General features: G+C 68.7%; 20 protein-coding genes. 9 read left to right on the plus strand and 11 right to left on the minus strand.

Features of this window, described 5'->3' with window-relative positions; all coding sequences use genetic code 11:
* Window positions 1–162: 162 nt before the first annotated feature.
* The 9 genes from Q8M82_RS11845 to Q8M82_RS11885 all read right to left on the minus strand — a co-directional run bounded on the left by Q8M82_RS11845 (window position 163) and on the right by Q8M82_RS11885 (window position 8,687).
* Window positions 163–1,314, minus strand: a complete 1,152-nt coding sequence (locus Q8M82_RS11845; protein ID WP_305691553.1) for a winged helix-turn-helix domain-containing protein — start codon at window positions 1,312–1,314, stop codon at window positions 163–165.
* 120 nt (window positions 1,315–1,434) lie between these two features.
* The gene (locus Q8M82_RS11850; protein ID WP_305691554.1) at window positions 1,435–1,713 is read right to left on the minus strand and encodes a hypothetical protein; all 279 of its coding nucleotides are present in this window, start codon (window positions 1,711–1,713) and stop codon (window positions 1,435–1,437) included.
* A gap of 9 nt (window positions 1,714–1,722) precedes the next feature.
* On the minus strand, window positions 1,723–2,733 hold the full coding sequence (locus tag Q8M82_RS11855) for a WD40 repeat domain-containing protein (protein WP_305691555.1): 1,011 nt from the start codon (window positions 2,731–2,733) through the stop codon (window positions 1,723–1,725).
* A 174-nt stretch (window positions 2,734–2,907) separates the two neighbouring features.
* A complete protein-coding gene (locus Q8M82_RS11860; protein WP_305691556.1) occupies window positions 2,908–3,870 on the minus strand; it encodes a CobW family GTP-binding protein in 963 nt (320 codons plus the stop codon).
* Window positions 3,871–4,054: 184 nt separating this feature from the next.
* Window positions 4,055–4,999 (minus strand): metal ABC transporter substrate-binding protein, encoded by a 945-nt coding sequence (locus tag Q8M82_RS11865; RefSeq protein WP_305691557.1) that lies wholly within the window; start codon window positions 4,997–4,999, stop codon window positions 4,055–4,057.
* A 36-nt stretch (window positions 5,000–5,035) separates the two neighbouring features.
* Window positions 5,036–5,911 (minus strand): metal ABC transporter permease, encoded by an 876-nt coding sequence (locus tag Q8M82_RS11870; protein WP_305691558.1) that lies wholly within the window; start codon window positions 5,909–5,911, stop codon window positions 5,036–5,038.
* A 168-nt stretch (window positions 5,912–6,079) separates the two neighbouring features.
* On the minus strand, window positions 6,080–6,814 hold the full coding sequence (aztA, locus tag Q8M82_RS11875) for a zinc ABC transporter ATP-binding protein AztA (RefSeq protein WP_305691559.1): 735 nt from the start codon (window positions 6,812–6,814) through the stop codon (window positions 6,080–6,082).
* Window positions 6,815–6,831: 17 nt separating this feature from the next.
* Window positions 6,832–6,981: a hypothetical protein gene (locus Q8M82_RS11880; protein ID WP_305691560.1), complete on the minus strand. Its 150-nt coding sequence runs from the start codon at window positions 6,979–6,981 to the stop codon at window positions 6,832–6,834.
* Between the two features lie 86 nt (window positions 6,982–7,067).
* Entirely contained in the window at window positions 7,068–8,687 is a 1,620-nt protein-coding gene (locus Q8M82_RS11885) for an OpgD/OpgG family glucan biosynthesis protein (protein ID WP_305691561.1), read from the minus strand.
* Between the two features lie 238 nt (window positions 8,688–8,925).
* On the opposite strand from Q8M82_RS11885, the gene Q8M82_RS11890 reads away from it, so the two are divergent.
* From Q8M82_RS11890 to Q8M82_RS11900, 3 genes are all read left to right on the plus strand, one after another.
* On the plus strand, window positions 8,926–9,894 hold the full coding sequence (locus tag Q8M82_RS11890) for a TAXI family TRAP transporter solute-binding subunit (RefSeq protein WP_305691562.1): 969 nt from the start codon (window positions 8,926–8,928) through the stop codon (window positions 9,892–9,894).
* Between the two features lie 73 nt (window positions 9,895–9,967).
* Window positions 9,968–12,274, plus strand: coding sequence for a TRAP transporter permease (locus tag Q8M82_RS11895; RefSeq protein ID WP_305691563.1), 2,307 nt, complete (start codon window positions 9,968–9,970; stop codon window positions 12,272–12,274).
* 11 nt (window positions 12,275–12,285) lie between these two features.
* A complete protein-coding gene (locus Q8M82_RS11900; protein ID WP_305691564.1) occupies window positions 12,286–12,651 on the plus strand; it encodes a DUF1850 domain-containing protein in 366 nt (121 codons plus the stop codon).
* A gap of 7 nt (window positions 12,652–12,658) precedes the next feature.
* Here Q8M82_RS11900 and Q8M82_RS11905 read toward each other — a convergent pair whose 3' ends face one another.
* Window positions 12,659–12,898 carry a hypothetical protein gene (locus Q8M82_RS11905; RefSeq protein WP_305691565.1) on the minus strand — a complete coding sequence of 80 codons (240 nt, stop codon included), beginning with the start codon at window positions 12,896–12,898 and terminating at the stop codon, window positions 12,659–12,661.
* A gap of 136 nt (window positions 12,899–13,034) precedes the next feature.
* Between Q8M82_RS11905 and Q8M82_RS11910 the strand changes: the two genes are divergently transcribed.
* The 5 genes from Q8M82_RS11910 to Q8M82_RS11930 are packed head-to-tail and all read left to right on the plus strand — an operon-like array spanning window position 13,035 to window position 17,526.
* Window positions 13,035–14,624, plus strand: a complete 1,590-nt coding sequence (locus Q8M82_RS11910) for a gamma-glutamyltransferase family protein (RefSeq protein ID WP_305691566.1) — start codon at window positions 13,035–13,037, stop codon at window positions 14,622–14,624.
* A 12-nt stretch (window positions 14,625–14,636) separates the two neighbouring features.
* On the plus strand, window positions 14,637–15,833 hold the full coding sequence (locus Q8M82_RS11915; protein ID WP_305691572.1) for an amidase: 1,197 nt from the start codon (window positions 14,637–14,639) through the stop codon (window positions 15,831–15,833).
* Between the two features lie 34 nt (window positions 15,834–15,867).
* Window positions 15,868–16,506, plus strand: coding sequence for a nitrile hydratase subunit alpha (gene nthA, locus Q8M82_RS11920; RefSeq protein ID WP_305691567.1), 639 nt, complete (start codon window positions 15,868–15,870; stop codon window positions 16,504–16,506).
* Window positions 16,503–17,162: a nitrile hydratase subunit beta gene (gene nthB / locus Q8M82_RS11925; protein WP_305691568.1), complete on the plus strand. Its 660-nt coding sequence runs from the start codon at window positions 16,503–16,505 to the stop codon at window positions 17,160–17,162. The genes nthA and nthB overlap by 4 nt, the downstream gene beginning before the upstream one ends.
* A complete protein-coding gene (locus Q8M82_RS11930; protein ID WP_305691569.1) occupies window positions 17,149–17,526 on the plus strand; it encodes a nitrile hydratase accessory protein in 378 nt (125 codons plus the stop codon). Before nthB ends, Q8M82_RS11930 begins: the two co-directional genes overlap by 14 nt.
* A gap of 152 nt (window positions 17,527–17,678) precedes the next feature.
* Here Q8M82_RS11930 and Q8M82_RS11935 read toward each other — a convergent pair whose 3' ends face one another.
* A complete protein-coding gene (locus Q8M82_RS11935; protein WP_305691570.1) occupies window positions 17,679–18,650 on the minus strand; it encodes a KpsF/GutQ family sugar-phosphate isomerase in 972 nt (323 codons plus the stop codon).
* A 181-nt stretch (window positions 18,651–18,831) separates the two neighbouring features.
* On the opposite strand from Q8M82_RS11935, the gene Q8M82_RS11940 reads away from it, so the two are divergent.
* The coding region (locus Q8M82_RS11940) for an outer membrane beta-barrel protein (protein ID WP_305691571.1) at window positions 18,832–19,426 on the plus strand (595 nt) is incomplete at its 3' end.

Genomic DNA, 19,426 nt, shown 5'->3' on the forward strand with positions numbered 1-19,426 from the left:
TTGTGGGCGAAGGTGGTGCGAAGCGCCGGATGAGGGGTTCGCAACCGCAGGTTGCGCGACCGGAGCGTTAGCGACGGGCGACGAGCGCGCGGAGACAAACCCCTCATCCGCCCTTCGGGCACCTTCTCCCACAAGGGGAGAAGGCGATCACAGCACTGTCGGCTATTCCCCCAACTGAAACCGCTCGAACCGGCCCAGTTCTTCCTCGATCGCTGCCTTATGCTCGGCGGCATTGCCCTGGCCAATCCAGTGCCAGGATTGAATCAGCATCTTGCCGGCAGTGCGGTCGGTCTTCAGGTCCATCGCTGCGACCACCTCGTCGCCAACCAGCACCGGCAGGGTGAAGTAGCCGAACTGGCGCTTGGGCTTGGGCACATAGGCTTCGAAGACGTGGTCGTAGCCGAAGAACAGTTTTAGCCGCCGCCGCTGGATGATCAGCGGGTCGAAGGGCGAGAGGATGTGGACGAGGTCGGGCTGCGGCGCCTCGGGATCCGGCGCCTCGCGGGGCATCCAGTGCGGTACGGTCGAGTCCTCGATTCCAACCGGCATCAGGTCGCGGCGTTTCACGCGGGCCTCGATCAGCTCCGCCACCGCCGCCTTGCTGGGCGCATCGAGATGGCAGATCGAATCGAGGCTGACGACGCCCTGAGCCCGCAGCGCCCGGTCGAGCCTGTAGGTCGTAACCTGCCGCTCCGAGGCCGGCGTCGGGCGCTTCTCCCAGCCAAAATGCCGGTCCGTCAGCTCATAGGTCTTGAGCATGCCGGCGCGGGCCGAAATCACCAGGTCGCCATCGTAGAAGGCGCGCTCCAGCAGGCCCTTGGAGGGCTTCTTGCTCGCCCAGAGATGGGCCTTCTCGACCAGCACGTCGCTGTCGATGTCGCGGATGGTCAGCGGCCCGTCCTTGCGGATGCGGGCGAGCAGCCTGCGCGCCTCGTCGCGCCCGCCGACGGCCGACCAGCGCCGCGGCTCGGCTCGATGCGCCTTCATCGCCCCGAGAAAGAAGCGGATGTCGCGCGCCGGGACATAGGAGAGCGCATGCGTCCAGTATTCGAAGACGCTTTTGTCGACCGACTGGGCCTGCGCGAGATGGCCCCGCTCATAGGCGGGGATGCGGCTGAACAGGATGTGGTGGTGGCAGCGCTCGATGACGTTGATCGTGTCGATCTGGACATAGCCGAGATGCTCGACCGCCGCCTTGGTGGCCTGCGCTCCCGCGCCGAAGGGCTCGCTGGTATCGAGCCGCTGGGCCTGCAGCCAGAGCCGCCGCGCCTGCTCGCGCGAAAGGGTGATCGTCCTGGGCGAGCGGGGCGGCATGGGCGGGGTCCAAGGCTGCGAAGAATGCTGCCGGAGTTTAGGGCGCGGCGTCCAGCCTTGTGTCAGGATGACGGCGTCACGGGTTGAGATCATGGGATATCGGCCGCCGCTGCCGCTGCATCATGCACTGGCGGATAGCGCCTCTCGCAACGCCTCGGGCGTCACCTCCGCCATCGCCATGGCCAGCTTGAAGGCTTTGGTCTTCTCGCCCGGGTTCATCACCAGGATCACCGTCTCGGTGCCGGGACAGGCGGGATCGGCGCAGAGGATCTCGTTGACGGCGATCGCAGCCTCCTCCGGGAGGCCGGCGATCTCCCGTAGTAGCGCCTTGATGCGGGCTCCTTGAGCCGTCGCTTCGCTCTTGGCGGGGCCGCCCTTGCCGAAGAGCCCGAAGCGCATCGCCGCGCTCTAGGCCGCCGGCAGGGTCAGCACGCCGGCCTTGCCGTCTTCCGTGCCGAAGGCGAGGCGCTTGCCGCCCTTGTCCCAGGCGAAGGCGGTGATGCCGCTGCCGCGCAGGGCCGGGCGCACCAGCAGTTCGGAGGCGTCGGTCAGGCGGATCATCAGGATGCAGCCATCGTCATAGCCGACCGCGAGCACCAGCGCCTTGGGGTGGAAGGCGACGCGGGTGACCTTGGCGTGGCGGGCGCCACATTCGCGCGGCGCCTTGCCCTGCGGGCCCTCGCCCTGAAAGGGCCAGACGATCGCGGCATCGGCCCCGCTCGAGGCCAGCCAGAGCCCGTCATGCGACCAGGACAGCGAGCGCGGCTTGGCCGGATAGCCGGTCATCCGCATATGGCTCGGCTTCTCGCCCAGCCGCCAGCCATGCAGCGCGTTCTCCGGCATCGAGGAGACGACGAAGCGCCCGTCCGGCGACCACATCACGTCGAGATGGGCGCCCTTCCATTCGAGGAATTCGGGCTTGGTCTCCGTCGCCGGATACCAGAGGCTGACGCCGTTCATTTGGCCGATGGCGACGCGGTAGCCCTTGGGCGCGAAGACGAGCCCCTGCGGCGTCGTGCCGACATCGAGCGAGCGGACCCGGCCCTTGTCGTCACGGGCATGCACCGTCTTGCCGGTGTTCCAGGCGATGCTGCCGGAGCCCGAAAGTGCCACCGCATCGACCCAACGGCGCTTCTCGTCGCGCGCGATCTCGATGGAGGTGCCGTCGGCCACGGTGGCGACCACGCGGCCGTCATCGCCGCCGGTGATCAGACGCTCGCCATCGCTGCAGGTGCAGAGGACGCCGCCGGCATGGACCTCAGCTGAGTCGAGCGCGCCGTCGCTCCAACGAAGCACGCGGCCGTCGGCGAGCGCGAGGGCCAGCGTGGCTTTCAGCCAATGGGCACCGACGACATGCGCGCCGGCCTCGACGGGGACGACATGCTCGCGCAGCGAGAGGGGGGCGGTGGTCGTGTTCATGGGCAACGCTTTAGCTTCGACCGCGTGTTTCGCAAACCATTGTCATTCCGGGGCGGCCCGAAGGGTCGAACCCGGAAACCACGACTGGGTGAGAGGTCATCAGCAGCCGGACGGGCTCGCCCCGTCGTGGGTTCCGGGTTCGCGGCTGCGCCGCGCCCCGGGATGACAGACGGCTCACGCCGCGCAGGCTTCAAAACCCTGGCGCAGCTCGTTCTCGTTGAGGTCGCGGCCGATAAAGACCAGGCGCGAGGAGCGGGTCTCGCCTTCCTTCCAGTCGCGCTGGAGATCGCCGTCGAGGATCATGTGGACGCCCTGGAAGACGAAGCGGCGCGGCTCGCCCTTGAAGGCGAGGATGCCCTTGGAGCGCAGGATGTTGGGTCCCTGCGCCTGGCTGACATCGTTGATCCAGGGCATGAACTTCTCGGGGTCGACATCGCCGGGGATGGTGAACGACATCGAGCGCACCTCATCCGAATGATGGTGGTGATGGCCGGATTCGAGAAAATCCGGCTCGATGTCGAGGATGCGGTCGAGATCGAAGGCGTTGCGATCGAGCAGCTGGTCGATCGGCAGGGCGCAGCGCTCCGTCCTGTGCAGCTTGGCATAGGGGTTGATGGCGCGGATCGCGGCCTCGACCGAGGCGAGCTCTTCGGGCGTCACCAGATCGACCTTGTTGAGCACAATGACGTCGGCGAAAGCGATCTGGTTCTTGGCCTCCGGCGCGTCCTCGAGCCGATCCTTGAGCCATTTCGCGTCGGTCACGGTGATGACGGCGTCGAGCTTTGTGGCGTCACCGACATCCTGGTCGACGAAGAAGGTCTGGGCTACGGGGGCGGGGTCGGCGAGGCCCGTCGTCTCGACGATGATCGCGTCGAACTTGCCCTTGCGCTTCATCAGCCCGTCGAGAATGCGGATCAGGTCGCCGCGCACGGTGCAGCAGATGCAGCCGTTGTTCATCTCGAAGACCTCCTCGTCGGCGCCGACGACGAGGTCGCCATCGATGCCGGCCTCGCCGAACTCGTTGACGATGACGGCGAATTTCTTGCCGTGATCCTCGGTGAGGATGCGGTTCAGCAGTGTGGTCTTGCCGGCGCCAAGATAGCCGGTGAGCACGGTGACGGGAATTTTCTCGGACATGGTCGATCCTGCTTCAACGAGGCGGTCCAGTGACACCATCGGATCCAACATCCTCGCAGGTCATCCCGGCCGCGGCGAAGCGGAGAGCCGGGATCCATTCCGGAACGGGTCAGGAATGGATCCCGGATCGGCGCCGCTGCGCGGCTTGTCCGGGATGATGTCGCGGTTGGGGTCCAGATGCCTCTCAGGCCGGGCCGGCGGCGAGCGCCGTTTCAATCTGGCTTATATTGTGTTTCATCATCGCGATGTAAGTCCCGGCCGGGCCGGTGGCGTCCGACAGCGCGTCCGAGAAGATTCGGCCGCCGACCTTGGCGCCGCTCTCCTTGGCGATCCGCTCGACGAGGCGCGGATTGGTGACGTTCTCGAGGAAGACGGCGGGAATCTTCTCCGCCTTGATCTGCCGGATGATGCGGCCGACATCCCTGGCCGAGGCCTCGGCCTCGGTCGAGACGCCTTGCGGCGAGACGAACTCGACGCCGTAGGCCTTGACGAAATAGCCGAAGGCGTCGTGCGAGGTGATCGCCTTGCGGCGATCGGCCGGAATGCGCGCGATCGCGGCCCTGATCTCGGCCTCGAGGGCATCGAGCTGGGCGAGATAGCGCGTCGCATTGGCCTCGTAGGCCGCCTGACCCGCCGGATCGGCCTTCACCAGCGCATCGCGGATGTTGGCGACGTAGGTTTTCGCGTTGGCGACGCTCTGCCAGGCATGCGGATCGACACCGCCATGATCGTGGGCGTGGGAATGGCCCTTCTTGCCGTGGCCGTGGTCGTCAGCCTCTTCGAGCGGCGTGATGCCGGTGGTCGCGGTCGTGATCGTCGCCTTGGTGCCGGAGGACTTGATCAGGCGCGTCATCCAGCCCTCGAATTTGAGGCCGTTGACGACGACGAGCTTCGCCCCGGCCATCGCCTTCGCGTCGGCGGGCGTCGGCGAATAGACATGGGCGTCGCCATTGGGGCCGACCAGCGTGGTCAGCGCGATGCGGTCGCCGCCGACCTCCTTTACGAAGTCGCCGAGGATCGAGAAGCTCGCGACGACGGGCAGCTTCTCCTGTGCGGTGGCGGCGAGCGGTGCCTGGGCGAGGATGAGCCCGGCGGCGAGGGCGCCGAGAAGGGCGCGACGGTTGGGCATGGAAGCCTCCAGCAGCAGTGAAACACTATAACATCACTACGCCCGAAGATGGCGCCGCGGCAAGAGCCGACGGGCGAGCCCACCCTGCGTGCCGAGCAGAAGCGAGCCGAGAGAGAGCGCGCCCGCCGCCAGGATGATCGCCGGTCCCGCCGGCAGATTGCTGCCCGCCGAATAGGACAAAACCAGCCCGGCATAGCCGGACACCATGCCGAAACCGCTGGCGAGCAGGATCAGGCGCGTGATGTCGGCGGTCCAAAAGCGCGCGGCGGCGGCCGGCAGCATCATCAGCCCGACCGCCAGCAATGTGCCGAGCGCATGGAAGCCGGCGACCAGATTGAGCACGACGAGGCCGAGGAAGGTGAGATGGACCAGCCCGCCGGAGCGGCTGACCGAGCGCAGGAAGCCGGGATCGACGCATTCCATCACCAGCGGGCGATAGAGCGCCGCGAGGGTCATGAGCGAGACCGTCGCCACCCCCGAAAGCAGGATCAGCACGTCGTCGTCGAGCGCCAGCACATTGCCGAAGAGGACATGGAAGAGGTCGACCGCCGAGCCGCGCAGCGAGACGATGGTCACGCCGAGTGCCAGCGAGATCAGATAGAAGGCGGCGAGCGAGGCATCCTCCTTGATCACCGTGACGCGGGCCACGGCGCCGGCCGCGAGCGCCACCGCGAAGCCGGCCGCCAGCCCGCCCAGCGTCATCGCCGGGAGCGAGAAACCGGCGACGAGATAGCCGATCGCGGCACCCGGCAGGATCGCATGAGCCATGGCGTCGCCGGTCAGGCTCATCCGGCGCAGCATCAGGAACACGCCGATCGCGCCGCCCGACACCGACAGCGCGACCACGCCGACCAGCGCCCGGCGCATGAAGTCGAACTCGGCGAAGGGGCCGATGAAGAGGTCGTAGAGCATCGGCTTTTTCTTCTCAGCCTTCTCAGCCCTCATCCTGAGGAGCCGCGAAGCGGCGTCTCGAAGGATGCTCCAGGAGGCTCCCGCACACACTGGAGCATCCTTCGAGACGCGCTCCTGTGGAGCGCTCCTCAGGATGAGGGCTGAGGAGACATCAATGGTTGGGCAGCATCACGCCGCGTCGCGCTCGCACGGCGCCGCGTGGCTGTCGAAGGCCTCGACCATGCGGCGCGCCTTCAGCAGGTTGGCGGCGGTCAGCACCTCGGCCGTATCTCCCCAGGCGATGCTTTCGCGGGCCAGCAGCAGGGTCTGCGGAAAGGCGCGGCGCACGGTGTCGATGTCGTGGAGCACGGCGATCACGGTCCGGCTCTCGCCGTGCCAGCGCTGCACCAGCGCCAGCAGATCGGCGGTGGTGCGGGCGTCGATGGCGGTGAAGGGCTCGTCGAGCAGGATGATGTCGGCGTCCTGCAGCAGGAGCCGCGCGAAGAGCGCACGCTGCATCTGGCCGCCGGAGAGCGCACCGATCGGCCGGCGCTCGAAGCCGGCGAGCCCGACGGCGGCGATCGCGGCCTCGATCTTGGCGGCGGCCCCGCCCGCGATGCGCCCGAAGATGCCGGCGCGGTTCCACAACCCCATCGCCACCAGATCATAGACATGGATCGGAAAGGACCGGTCGAGTTCGGCCTGCTGCGGCAGATAGGCAAGGCGTCGGCCACGCGCCACGGCGATGTCGCCGTCGAGCGGAGACAAAGCCCCCGCGATGCCCTTCAGCAGGGTCGACTTGCCGGCGCCGTTGGGGCCGACGATCGCCGTCAGGCTGCCCGTGGCGATCTCGCCCGAGAGATGGTGAACGGCCGGATGCCGATCATAGCCCAGCGTCAGATCGGTCAGGCGGATGGCGGACATGGCAGTCGTTTCCTGTGTCACGCGATCACCGCGAAGGTCGCGATCCAGAGCAGCGTAACCACGCCGGCCGCCAGACCCATGCGCCCCAGCGCGGAGAGTCGCAGCAGCGACCAGCCCGGAGCCTGCGGGACGGCGTGGGAAACAGGATGGGTGTGCGGGCGAGCCATGTGAGATGATATAATGTTACGGCGAGGCAGAGGCAAGGACGGTCGTCGGCCAGCCGACCGCTGCAGCTTAGCAAGCGTCTGCCGCCTCAGAACGGCAGATACTGATACAGCCAGGTCTCGGTCAGCACCGTGTCGCCCGCCTTCAGGAAGCAGCGCATCTCGACCGGGTCGGTGCCATCCACCGTGAGGTCGAACTGGGCGCGCCAGTGGCCCGGCACGTCGTTGGGCACGGCTTCGGCGAAGATATAGGAGAACGAGCCGCGCGAGGCGGAGAGCACGACCTCGGGCTTGACGCCGAAGGGGATGGCCTCCAGCGCCGGCCCCTTGAACTCGACCATGAACTTGCGCACGCCCTTGGGCCGGGTCGTGCCGGGCTGGCCGCCATTGCCCAGCCGCGTGGCGACGACGCGGCCGAGATCGCTCTGGAACGGCTCGTCGGCGAGCCAGTGCAGCTTGTAGCGCAGCGCGTAGGTGGCGCCGGCCTTCGCCGGGCCGGCCGGGACCCACATGGCGACGATGTTGTCGTGGATCTCGTCGTCGGTCGGAATCTCGATGAGCTGGACCGCGCCCTTGCCCCAGCTCCCTTGCGTCTCGACCCAGAGGCTCGGCCGGCGCTCGTAGAAAACGCCGTCGAGATAATGCCCGACCTCGCGGTCGCGCTGCACCAGCCCGAAGCCGCGCGGATTCTCGTCGATGAAGGAGGAGGCCATGGTGCGCGGCGGGTTGTTCAGCGGCCGCAGCGCCCGCTCGCCCGCGCCGGTCCAGAGCGCGAGACCGTCGGAATCATGGACCTCGGGGCGCCAGTCGACCGCGCTGGCCTTGGCCTTCTCGGAATACCAGTACATCGAGGTCAGCGGTGCGATGCCGAGCCGCTCGACATCCCGGCGCAGATGGATCTTGGTTTCGATCTCCATCGTCACGCCCTTGCCGCGATGCATGCGGAAACGATAGGCGCCGGCCACGCTCGGGCCCGACAGTAGGGCATAGACGACGACATGCTCGGCGCCGGGCTGCGGCGTCTCCAGCCAGATATGGGTGAAGTCCGGGAACTCCTCGGCCTTGCCGCCGACTGCCGGGTCGATGGCCAGGCCGCGCGCCGACAGGCCGTATTGGTAGAGCTCACCGATGGCGCGGAAATAGGAGGCGCCGAGAAAGGCGACCCAGTCGTTCTTCTGCCACTCCAGCTTCTCGCCCTTGCGGCCGGGATGCCCGGTGCGGCTCTCCTGGAAGCGGAAGCCGGCGAAACCCGCCCCCCGCGGCAGTTCGCGCGCCGGGGAATCCGGGGGCATCTCGAAATAGCTCTCGTCATAGACGATCTCGCGGGCGCGGCCGCCCTCGACGACATGCAACCGCACCGGCTTCTGGAAGTAGCGGCCGAGATGGAAGAAGGTCACCGGCCAGGACGAAGGACCGTCCGCCCAGAGCGCCATCTCCGGCTTGAACCGGATCTTGCCATGGGCATCGTAATCGATCCGCTCAAGCACGTCGGGCCGCGGGCTCGGCGGCGCCTGATAGGGGCGCGACGCCATTTCGCGGGCGCGCTGCTTCAGCGCCTCGAAATCGAAGCTCTCACCTTCGCCAAGGCGCAGCCCCTGCTGGGCCAGTGCCTCCGGCGAGAATCCGAGCGCGGCCAGGGCCGCTGTCGCAGTGGCTCCGGCCAGCAGCAGGCGGCGGTCGGGGCGGGGCGGACGGGCGCTGGAGGCCATGGCAGACGGGCTCGTTCGGCTGGAGGGACGGTCGCTGGAATTGGGGCTAGCCCGTCCCGGCCGCAAGGGCAACCGGGCCGGAGCCCCCTCGCGAATGCCGGCCAATCATGGCGAAAACATCGCCTGGCCGGAGCAAATTGCCGCCCTTGCCGGCTTCCTGCCTTCCATTTTGGTTTGCGCCTGATCTACAAGGGAAGGGAGACCGGCCACGAGGCCGGCTGCCTAATGGGAGGTTAGCATGCAACGGATCACGTCCCGCCGGCGTCTCGCCGGCATCGCCACCGCGGCCCTCATCGCGCTGGCGCCCGCCAGCGCGCGCGCTCAGGACTTCGTCAACGTCCTCACGGGCGGCACCTCGGGCGTCTACTACCCGCTCGGCGTCGCGCTTTCGAAGATCTACGGCGACAAGATCAAGAATGTCCGCCCGACCGTGCAGGCCACCAAGGCCTCGGTCGAGAACCTGCAACTGCTGCAGCAGGCCAAGGGCGAAATCGCCTTCACGCTCGGCGACTCGCTCGCCGCCGCCTGGAAGGGCGACGAGGAAGCGGGCTTCAAGACTCCGCTCAAGAAGCTGCGCGGCGTCACCGCGATCTATCCGAACTACGTCCAGATCGTCGCGTCCAAGGACAGCGGCATCAAGACCCTGGCCGATCTCAAGGGCAAGCGCCTCTCGGTCGGCGCACCGAAATCCGGCACCGAGCTCAACGCCCGCGCGATCCTCGCCGCGGCCGGCATGAGCTACAAGGATCTCGGCAAGGTCGAGTACCTGCCCTTCGCCGAATCGGTCGAACTGATGAAGAACCGCCAGCTCGACGCCACCCTGCAGTCGGCCGGCCTCGGCGTCGCCTCGCTCCGTGACCTCGCGACCTCGGTCGAGATCGTCGTGGTCGAGGTTCCGGCCGCCGCCGTCGAGAAGGCCGGCGCCCCCTTCGTCAAGGCGACGATCCCCGCCAACACCTATACCGGCCAGACGGCGGCGGTCCCGGCCGCGGCGGTGATGAACTACCTCGTGACCCATGAGGGCATGAAGGAAGAGACCGTCTACGAAATGACCAAGGCGATCTACGAGAACCTCGGAGATCTCGGCGCCGCCCATGCCGCTGCGCGCTCGATCAAGCTCGAAGGCGCGCTCGAGGGCATGCCGATCCCGCTGCATCCGGGTGCGGCGCGCTACTTCAAGGAAAAGGGTCTGAAGGTCGGCTCCTGAGCCGAACCGACGGGCGATCGATGGGCGGGGCCGGCATGTCTGGCCCCGCCTTTTCTCTGAGCGGATGACGACGATGAGCAAAGACGAGACGCAGCCCCTGGCCGTGCCGGACATCGGCGGCATCCATGCCCAGACACCGGCCGTGCCGGTCGATCCGGAGCACGGCCTTCCCCCCGGTTTCGGCGCCGGCTGGCAGGGACGCCTGCTCTTCTGGATTGCTGTCGCCTTCTCGCTGTTCCAGATCGCCACCGCCTTCAACGTCCCGCTCGACCACCGCGTCGCGGGCGTCACCCTCGTCGACGGGCTGCGTCTCACCATGGCGGCCTGGGCTGTCGCGATCCTGGTCCAGGGCGCCCGCTCCCGGCCCTGGCTCGAGATGCTGCTTGCCTTCCTGCCGATGCTCGTCGTCGTCGAGCTGCTCGCCCGCTTCGGCGGCTCGCTGCCCAACCAGATCCTGAGGACGCTGCATGTCGGCTTCCTCTGCCTCGTCGCCGGCGGCCTGCTCGCCCAGCACAAGAGCCATGGCCGGCTCGCCGTCTTCTCGGCCTGGGCGCTGGCCGGCATCGGCTTCGCCATCGGCCTCTATCACTGGGTTCTCTACGAGGAGCTGGTGGCGCGCGCCGGCGAGGTCACGCCGGCCGACCTCGTCGTCGGCATCACGGCGATCACGGTCCTGTTCGTCATCTGCTGGCGCTTCATGGGGCCGGCCCTGCCCATCGTCTCGGGCCTCTTTCTCGCCTATTGCCTGTTCGGACAGTGGCTGCCGGCGCCGCTCAACCACCGCGGCTATTCGCTGGAGCAGGTCATCGAGCACATGTCCTTCGGCACGGAGGGCATCTACGCCACGCCGACGGGCGTCTCCGCCACCTTCATCTTCCTCTTCATCCTGTTCGGCTCCTTCCTCGAGCGCGCGGGGATGATCCAGCTCTTCACCGACATCGCCATGGGGCTGTTCGGCAGCGCCCGCGGCGGCCCGGCCAAGGTCGCCGTGTTCTCCTCGGGGCTGATGGGCACGATCTCCGGCTCGGGCGTCGCCAATGTCGTCTCGACCGGCCAGTTCACGATTCCGCTGATGAAGCGCTTCGGCTATCGCCCCGCCTTCGCGGGCGGCGTCGAGGCCACCGCCTCGATGGGCGGCCAGATCATGCCGCCGGTGATGGGGGCGGTCGCCTTCATCATGGCCGAGACCATCGACGTGCCCTATGCCGACATCGTCCAGGCTGCCATCGTGCCGGCGATCCTCTACTACACGGCCGCCTTCCTCGCGGTGCATCTCGAGGCCGGCAAGCGTGGGCTGGTCGGCCTGCCGCGCGAGGAACTGCCCAGCGCCGGCAAGGCGCTGGCGACGAAATGGTATCTGATCGCGCCGCTGGCGGTGCTCGTCTACCTGCTGTTCTCCGGCTACACGCCGCTCTTCTCGGGCTCGGTCGGGCTGGCGCTCACCGTCGTGCTGATCCTGGGCGGCTCGCTGGCGCTGGGCATCGGGCCGATCGCGCTGCGGGTGCTGTTCTGGGTCGGCCTCGGGCTGCTCTGCGCCTTCTTCTTCTGGTACGGCATCCTGGTGATGGTCGGGGTCGTGCTGCTGCTCGTCCTGGCCAGCCTCGCCACCCGCGGCGGCACGGAGACGGTCGCCGCCTGTCGCGAGGCGCTGGCCGACGGGGCGCGCCAGGCCATCCCCGTCGGCGTGGCCTGCGCCGTGGTCGGCCTCGTCATCGGCACGATGACGCTGACCGGCGTCGGCACGATCTTCGGCAATGCGGTCGTCGCCGTGGGCGAGAAGTCGCTGTTCCTGGCGCTCGTGCTGACCATGATCGTCAGCCTGATCCTCGGCATGGGCATCCCGACGATCCCGAACTACATCATCACCTCGTCCATCGCCGCGCCGATCCTGCTGAAACTCGGCGTGCCGCTGATCGTCAGCCACATGTTCGTGTTCTATTTCGGCATCATGGCGGACCTGACCCCGCCGGTCGCGCTGGCAGCCTTCGCGGCGGCGCCGATCGCCAAGGAATCCGGCTTCAAGATCTCGTTCCAGGCGGTGAAGATCGCGATGGCGGGCTTCGTCATCCCCTTCATGGCGGTCTATGATCCCGCCCTGATGCTGCAGCCGGTGCAGGGCGTCACCGGGTTCGCCTACGCGCTCGGTGCCGCCTACATCATCGGCAAAGCGCTGCTGGCGATCACGCTCTGGGGCGCGGCGACGATCGGCTTCTTGAAGCGCGACATGGCGCTGTGGGAGCGAGCCCTGGCGGCCGCGGCCGCCGCCTCGCTCGTGCTGGCGCTGCCGATCACCGACGAGATCGGCTTCGGCCTCGCCGCGCTGCTGATCGGCGTGCATCTCTGGCGCGCCCGGACGGCCGACCGCGCCGCGGCGGCCTGAGTGGCGCTGCGATGAGCCTCTGCCTGGCGGCGGGTGCCCTCGCGGTTTCGCTCGGAGCAAGCGAGATCACACTCTCCTGGCGTCACTCGGTCCAGAAGACGCTGTGGGAGGAGGTCTGGCGGGACACGCCGGCCGGGCTCGTGATGGCGGAGGCGCGGATACAGGGCTCGGGCGCCGGCATGGAGGCGCCGCCGGAAGCCAGGCTCGCCGACGGATTCTGGCGCTGGACCCCGCAACTGCCACCGCAGCGGGAGATCGTCATGCGCCGCTCGGGAGCGACGGCCGATTGGCAAATCTGCAGCGCCGGACGCTGCCGGCCGATGGGGGACTACCTTCCGCCCGAAGCGGATCCGGTGATCCTGCGCACCTGCCCGTGAGGCGGACTCAGCCGCCTTCGCTCAGCCGCTCGACCTTGATCACGCGCCGCATCAGATTGAGCAGGCCATAGGCCGCGAAACCCGAGAACAAGGCCATCAGCACATAGCCGACGATCGGGCCGAGCTCGAACAGGCCGGCCAGCGCCCAACCGGAAGCGAGCGCGACGCCGAAGAGTTCGACGGCGATCAGGATGCCGAGCGAAACCACCATGATGAGGGTGCGCCAGTTGGTCTGCCTTGCGGCCATGCTGTCAATCCTCGCTAACCGCGCGTGGGCGCAGCGACATTTCCGGCGCAAGCTCTAGCGAAGCCGGCTTTGGCATGCAACAAAATCGCGCCCTCCGCCCGAGATGGCCCGTCCCGCAGAGCTTGAAAAGACCCTGATGATCGATACGCCTGTCTTCGGTTCGGCCGCCGCCGCCGCGCCCCACCACCTCGCCTCCGAGGCCGGCCGCGCCATTCTCGCCGAGGGCGGCAACGCCATCGAGGCCATGGTCGCCATGGCTGCGACCATCTCGGTCGTCTACCCGCATATGAATGCGATCGGCGGCGACGGCTTCTGGCTGATCCACGAGCCCGGCGGCAAGGTCCATGCGGTCGAGGCCTGCGGCCCGGCCGGCGCGCTCGCCACCATCGCGCGCTATCGCGACAAGGGCCATGACGTCATTCCTTCGCGCGGGCCCGATTCCGCCGTCACGGTCGCGGGCGCGATCGGCGGCTGGGAGGCGGCGCTGTCGCTGTCGAAGAGCCTGGGCGGGACAATGCCGCTGAAGGACCTGCTGGCGGATGCGATCCGCCATTGCAGCGAGGGCTACGAGATCTCGGCCTCCGAACTGCGGACATGGCCGCAGCAGGTCGAGGCCGTGAAGGAGGCGATCGGCTTCAGCGAGTTCTTCTGGCCGGGCGGGGAGCAGCCCAAGGCCGGGGCGCGGCGCAAGCCCGAGGCGCTGGGCGAGACCTTCCGTCAGATCGCGGCGGCGGGGCTCTCGGACTTCTACCGCGGTGATGTCGGCCGCGAGATTGCCACCGACCTGGAGCGCATCGGCGCCCCCGTCACCCGCGCCGACCTCGAGGGCTACAAGGCCCGCTTCGTCGCGCCGCTCTCGATCAGGCTGCCAGGGCTGACCGTCTACAACTGCCCGCCGCCGACGCAGGGCGTCGCCTCGCTCCTGATCCTCGGCATCTTCGAGCAGCTCGGGGTCGCCCGTGCCGACGGTTTCGACTACCATCACGGCCTCGTCGAGGCGACCAAGCGGGCCTTCGCCATCCGCGACCGCATCGTCACAGACCCCGCCTTCGCAACCGTCGATCCCGCGAGCGTGCTCAGCGAGGCGGTCTTCGCCCGCGAGGCGGCGGCGATCGACAAGCGCCGCGCCGCCGCCTGGCCGTTCAAGACTGGCGATGGCGACACCGTCTGGATGGGCGCGATCGACGGCTCGGGGCTCGCCGTCTCCTACATCCAGTCGATCTACTGGGAATACGGTTCGGGCTGCATTCTGCCGCGCACCGGAATCAACTGGCAGAACCGCGGCGTGTCCTTTTCGCTCGACGCCAAGGCGCTGAACCCGCTGCAGCCGGGCCGCAAGCCCTTCCACACGCTGAACCCGGCCTTCGCCCGCTTCGACGACGGTCGGATCAATTCCTATGGCGCGATGGGCGGGGACGGCCAGCCGCAGTTCCAGGCGCAGATCCTGACGCGCTATCGCTTCGGCGCGGGGCCGGCAGCGGCGGTCGATGCGCCGCGCTGGCTCTTCGGCCGGACCTGGGGGGCAGGATCGATCTCGCTCAAGCTCGAAAGCCGCTTCGACCCGATGCTGCTTGCGCGATTGACCGGCGCCGGACACCCGGTCGAGGAGTATTCGGAAGCCTATTCCGACCAGTTCGGCCATGCGGGCATGCTGGTGAAGCACCCGAAGGGGCATGTCGAGGCAGCGCATGATCCGCGCTCCGACGGTGATGCCAAAGGCTGCTAGGGGGTGACGACGATGCTCTTCGACGATCCGTTCCGCTGCTTCGTTCCCTATCCGCAGGCGCCCGTGAAACACGCGCCGACCGGCCCGCTCGCGGGGCTGACGCTGGCGGTGAAGGACCTCTACGACGTCAAGGGCTATCCGACCGGCGCCGGCTCGCCGCTGGTGCTGGCCCAGTCCGGCATCAAGACCAAGACCGCGCCGGTGGTGAAGGCGCTGCTGGAGGCCGGGGCCCGCTTCGTCGGCAAGACCCATACCGACGAGCTCGCCTTCTCGCTCAACGGCAAGAACGCGCATTTCGGCTCCCCGATCAACCCGGCGGCGCCCGACCGCATCACCGGCGGCTCCTCATCGGGCTCGGCGGCCGCGGTCGCGGGACGGCTCGCCGATATCGGTCTCGGCTCCGATACGGGCGGCTCGGTGCGGGCGCCGGCGAGCTATTGCGGGCTGTTCGGCATCCGCCCCAGCCATGGCCGGATCTCGCTGAAGCGGGCCTGGCCGCTGGCGGACTCCTTCGACACCGCGGGCTGGTTCGCACGCGACGGCGAGGTCTTCGCCCGCGTCGGCGAGGTGCTGCTGGGCGCGGACAAGGTCTCCCTGCCGCTGGCCCCGCGCCTGCTGCTCGCCGACGACCTCTTCGCCCAGGCCGTGCCGGAGGCCGAGACGATCCTGCGCAACGTCGTCCAGCGCATCGTGCCGCAGCTCGGCGAGCCTGAGAATGTGAAGGCGGTGCGCGATCTCGACGCGCTCTACTGGGCCTTCCGCTGGCTGCAGGGCCGCGAGGCCTGGGCCGCCGACGGGGCGCTGATCGAGCGTCTCGCCATGCCGCTGGGGCCCGGTGTCGCCGAGCGCTTCGCCTTTTCCAAGGCGATCACCGATGCCGACCACGCCAAGGGTGAGGCCGTGCGCAAGGCCTTCCGGACGCGGCTGTCCAAGCTGCTTGGCCAGGACGGCGTGCTGATCCTGCCGACGGTGCCCGACATCGCCCCGCTGGTCAGCGCGCCAGAGGACCAGCTCGATGATTTCCGCAACCGCGCGCTGCGCCTGCTCTGCCTCGGCGGCCTCTCGGGCTTCCCGCAGGTGAGCGTGCCGGTGGCGCGGCGCGAGGGTGCGCCGCTGGGCCTGTCGCTGCTCGGGCCGAAGGGCTCCGACAAGTCGCTGATCGCCGTCGCGACGCGGTTCGAGCGCGCGGCGCGGGTCCGGATCGCGTAAGGGCTGAGGTCTTGAAGTCCGAAGGGAGAGCGGCATGAGCGGCCACCACCATCACGACCACGATCACGACAACCACTTCACCTCCATCGAGGCGCGGGTGAAGGCGCTGGAATCGCTGATGGTGGGAAAGGGCTATGTCGACCCCGCCGCGCTCGACGCCATCGTCGACACCTATGAGACCAAGATCGGCCCGCGCAACGGCGCCCGCGTCGTGGCGCGGGCCTGGGTCGATCCCGATTTCGCGGCGCGGCTGAAGGCGGACGGCACGGCCGCCGTCGCAGAACTCGGTTTCGGCGGGCGCGGCGGCGAGCACACCGTCGCCTGCTTCAACACCCCGCAAGAACACAACCTGATCGTCTGCACGCTCTGCTCCTGCTATCCGTGGCCGCTGCTCGGCCTGCCGCCGGTCTGGTACAAATCCCCGCCCTACCGGTCCAAGGCGGTGCTCGACCCGCGCGGCACGCTGGCCGATTTCGGACTGACCTTGCCGGAGGGCCAGCGCATCCGCGTCTGGGATTCGACCGCCGAGACGCGCTTCCTCGTCATCCCGATGCGTCCGGCCGGCACCGAGGGGTGGTCGGAGGAGAAGCTCGCTACAATCGTCAACCGCGATGCGATGATCGGCACCGGGCTGCCGCGGGTGCAAGATGCTGAGGGGGAGGATGCGTCATGAACGGCGCCCAGGATCTCGGCGGGCAGATGGGCTTCGGCGCAGTCCAGCCCGAAATTGACGAGCCGATTTTCCATGCCGAATGGGAGAAGCGCGTGCTGGCGATCAATGTCGCCGCCGGCGCCATGGGCGCCTGGACGATCGACGGCATCCGCGCGGCGCGCGAGAGCCTGCCGCCGGCGCAGTATCTCTCATCCTCCTATTACGAGATCTGGCTCGCCGGCCTGAACGGGATGCTGGTCGAGCAGGGCTTCGTCACGCCCGAAGAGCTGCAGCAGGGCAAGCCGCTCGCGCCGGCGAAGACGCCCAAGCGCGTTTTGAAGGGAGATGAGGTCGCGACCGTGCTGCGCCGCGGCTTCCCCTATGAGCGCGAGGCGGAGGCGCCGGCCCGTTTTGCGGTGGGCGATGCGGTGCGGACGCGGGTGATGCACCCGCAGCACCACACCCGCCTGCCGCGCTATGCCCGCGGCAAGCAGGGCGTCATCGAGCGGATCACCGGCTGCCATGTCTTTCCCGACACCGGCGCGCAGGGTCTGCCGGAATCGGCGCAGTGGCTCTACACCGTCGTCTTTACCGGCCCCGAACTCTGGGGCCGCGACGCCGATCCGACATCGACCGTCTCGATCGAGGCCTGGGAGAGCTATCTTGAACCCGCGTGACCTCGCGACGCTTGCCGGCGACACGCCGATCCCGCGCGATGCCGGCGGCCCGGTCTTCGCCGAGCCCTGGCAGGCGATGGTCTTCGCGCTCGTCGTGCAGCTGCAGGAGCGCGGCGTGTTCACGGCGGACGAATGGGCGCAGGCGCTGGGCGCGGAAATTAGCGAGGCGCTGGCCAAAGGCGGCTGCCGCGACGGCTCGGACTATTACGAGCGCTGGTGCGAGGCGCTGGAGCACCTGCTCATCGAGAAAGGCCTCGCCTCCCATGACGGCGTCGATGCGCTGGCGGCCTCTTGGGCGCGGGCGGCGGAAGCGACGCCTCACGGTCATCCGATCCTGATCGAGAACGATCCGCAGCGGGGGTGAAAGGATTCGCCCGAGGATCGTCTGGCTCGGAACCACTGCGTCATCCGGGACAAGCCGCGAAGCGGTGCAGCTCCGGGATCCATCGTAGAGCTCCGGAGCCCTCCGATGGATCCCGGGGCAAGCCCGGGATGACGACGCGGTTCAGAGCAAACTCAAGCCACCCCGAGCGACAAGAGATCGTGCACATGCACGAGCCCGACAGGCCGCTGGTCCGAATCGGCGACGATCAGCGCGGTGATGCGCAGCCGGTTGACCATCTCCAGCGCTTCGCCGGCGAGCGCATCGGGGGCGATGCGGCGGGGATTGGCGCTCATCACGTCCCGCGCCCGCTGGGCCGGACCGCCGCGCATCAGCTTGCGGCGCAGATCGCCATCGGTGACGACGCCCGCCAGCACGCCCTCCGCATCGACCACGATGGCACAGCCGAAGCCCTTCTCCGAGATCAGCGCGACCACGTCCGCGATCGCCGCATCGAGCCCGCAGAGCGGCAGCGCCGCATCGCGATGCATGATGCTGGCGACCGTCTTGAGCTGTGCGCCGAGCTTGCCGCCCGGGTGGTAGACGAAGAAGTCCTGCCGCGAGAAGCCGCGCGCCTCGAGCAGCGCCACCGCCAGCGCATCGCCCAGCGCTATCTGCATCGTCGTCGAGGTCGTCGGCGCGAGCCCGTTCGGGCAGGCCTCCTCGGCCTTGGGCAGGAGCAGCGTCACATCCGCCTCGCGGCCGAGCGCGCTGTCGGCATTGGCGGTGATCGCGACCAGCCCGACGCGGAAGCGCCGCGTATGGGCGACGATGGCGGCGAGTTCCGCCGTCTCGCCCGACCAGGACAGCGCGATGACCACGTCCTCGGGCTGGACCATGCCGAGATCGCCATGGCTGGCCTCGGCCGGATGGACGAAATGTGCGGGCGTGCCGGTCGAGGCGAGCGTCGCCGCGATCTTGCGCCCGACATGGCCGGACTTGCCCATGCCCGAGATAATCACCCGCCCACCCGCGGCCCGGATCATGGCCACCGCGGCGGCGAAGGGATCGCCAAGACCATCGGCGAGGGCATCATGGAGGATGTCGAGGCCGGCGCGCTCGGTCGCGATGGTGCGGAGCGCGGAGGCGCGGATATCGGCTGTCATGGCGCGGGCTCTAGCACAGGCGGCCGCCGGCTCGCCAGCTTTGGCCGTCACCGGCAGCATCAGACGCCGCGCTGGCCGGCGCGCGGCATTGACGGGCCGTTAACCCCCTTCGTTCTAACTCCGTTAACCATGCGCGCCGTGCCGGGCGCGTCAGAGCTCATGCCTGGAGCGACCGAGCCCCGTGTCTACCCGCGTCACCCTGCTCCTGCCCGGCGTCGCCGCCGCCAGCCTCGTGCTGGCGACGACGATCGTCTCGGCCCAGCAGACGCGCCGGACACCCCTGCGCCCGACCGTTCCGGCCTATGTCGCCCAGCAGCCGCCACGGGATCCCGTGGCTGTCCCCGCGACCCCTGACGTTCTCGGAGATCCCGCCGGCCTGATCCGCTCCCAGCCCTCGGCGATCTCGAACCGGGCCCCGCCCTATGCCAGCCGCTCCGTGAGCGGCAGCAGCGTGCGCGGCGTCACCCAGCGTCAGTTCCGTGCCCCGCCACCCACCGTCACCGGCCTGCCGGCCGTGCCGCCCGCACCGCCGCCGCCCCGGCGTGCCCCGACAACGCAGGAGGACCCCTATGCGCCGCTCGGCCTCCGGCTCGGCAGCGTCGTTCTCCGGCCCGCGCTCACCAACAGCGTCGGCTACGATACCAACCCGCAGCGCACCGCCGGATCGACACGCAAGGGCTCGCCCTTCAGCCGCCATGAGGGCGAACTCGACATCCAGTCGAACTGGAACGTGCATGAGCTGACCGGCCGGCTGCGCGCCGGCTACAGCGAGTTCT

The organism is Allobosea sp. (genome assembly GCF_030694325.1).
Taxonomy (GTDB): Bacteria; Pseudomonadota; Alphaproteobacteria; order Rhizobiales; family Beijerinckiaceae; genus Allobosea.

What these genes read in the sequence shown, in the direction of transcription:
- Q8M82_RS11900 (WP_305691564.1), top strand. Translation starts at nt 12,286, where the DNA reads ATGAGCCTCTGCCTGGCGGCGGGTGCCCTCGCGGTTTCGCTCGGAGCA.
- Q8M82_RS11880 (WP_305691560.1), bottom strand. Translation starts at nt 6,981, where the DNA reads ATGGCTCGCCCGCACACCCATCCTGTTTCCCACGCCGTCCCGCAGGCT.
- Q8M82_RS11910 (WP_305691566.1), top strand. Translation starts at nt 13,035, where the DNA reads ATGATCGATACGCCTGTCTTCGGTTCGGCCGCCGCCGCCGCGCCCCAC.
- nthB (WP_305691568.1), top strand. Translation starts at nt 16,503, where the DNA reads ATGAACGGCGCCCAGGATCTCGGCGGGCAGATGGGCTTCGGCGCAGTC.
- Q8M82_RS11915 (WP_305691572.1), top strand. Translation starts at nt 14,637, where the DNA reads ATGCTCTTCGACGATCCGTTCCGCTGCTTCGTTCCCTATCCGCAGGCG.
- nthA (WP_305691567.1), top strand. Translation starts at nt 15,868, where the DNA reads ATGAGCGGCCACCACCATCACGACCACGATCACGACAACCACTTCACC.
- Q8M82_RS11855 (WP_305691555.1), bottom strand. Translation starts at nt 2,733, where the DNA reads ATGAACACGACCACCGCCCCCCTCTCGCTGCGCGAGCATGTCGTCCCC.
- Q8M82_RS11850 (WP_305691554.1), bottom strand. Translation starts at nt 1,713, where the DNA reads ATGCGCTTCGGGCTCTTCGGCAAGGGCGGCCCCGCCAAGAGCGAAGCG.
- Q8M82_RS11870 (WP_305691558.1), bottom strand. Translation starts at nt 5,911, where the DNA reads ATGCTCTACGACCTCTTCATCGGCCCCTTCGCCGAGTTCGACTTCATG.
- aztA (WP_305691559.1), bottom strand. Translation starts at nt 6,814, where the DNA reads ATGTCCGCCATCCGCCTGACCGATCTGACGCTGGGCTATGATCGGCAT.
- Q8M82_RS11885 (WP_305691561.1), bottom strand. Translation starts at nt 8,687, where the DNA reads ATGGCCTCCAGCGCCCGTCCGCCCCGCCCCGACCGCCGCCTGCTGCTG.
- Q8M82_RS11860 (WP_305691556.1), bottom strand. Translation starts at nt 3,870, where the DNA reads ATGTCCGAGAAAATTCCCGTCACCGTGCTCACCGGCTATCTTGGCGCC.
- Q8M82_RS11845 (WP_305691553.1), bottom strand. Translation starts at nt 1,314, where the DNA reads ATGCCGCCCCGCTCGCCCAGGACGATCACCCTTTCGCGCGAGCAGGCG.
- Q8M82_RS11895 (WP_305691563.1), top strand. Translation starts at nt 9,968, where the DNA reads ATGAGCAAAGACGAGACGCAGCCCCTGGCCGTGCCGGACATCGGCGGC.
- Q8M82_RS11890 (WP_305691562.1), top strand. Translation starts at nt 8,926, where the DNA reads ATGCAACGGATCACGTCCCGCCGGCGTCTCGCCGGCATCGCCACCGCG.
- Q8M82_RS11935 (WP_305691570.1), bottom strand. Translation starts at nt 18,650, where the DNA reads ATGACAGCCGATATCCGCGCCTCCGCGCTCCGCACCATCGCGACCGAG.
- Q8M82_RS11865 (WP_305691557.1), bottom strand. Translation starts at nt 4,999, where the DNA reads ATGCCCAACCGTCGCGCCCTTCTCGGCGCCCTCGCCGCCGGGCTCATC.
- Q8M82_RS11905 (WP_305691565.1), bottom strand. Translation starts at nt 12,898, where the DNA reads ATGGCCGCAAGGCAGACCAACTGGCGCACCCTCATCATGGTGGTTTCG.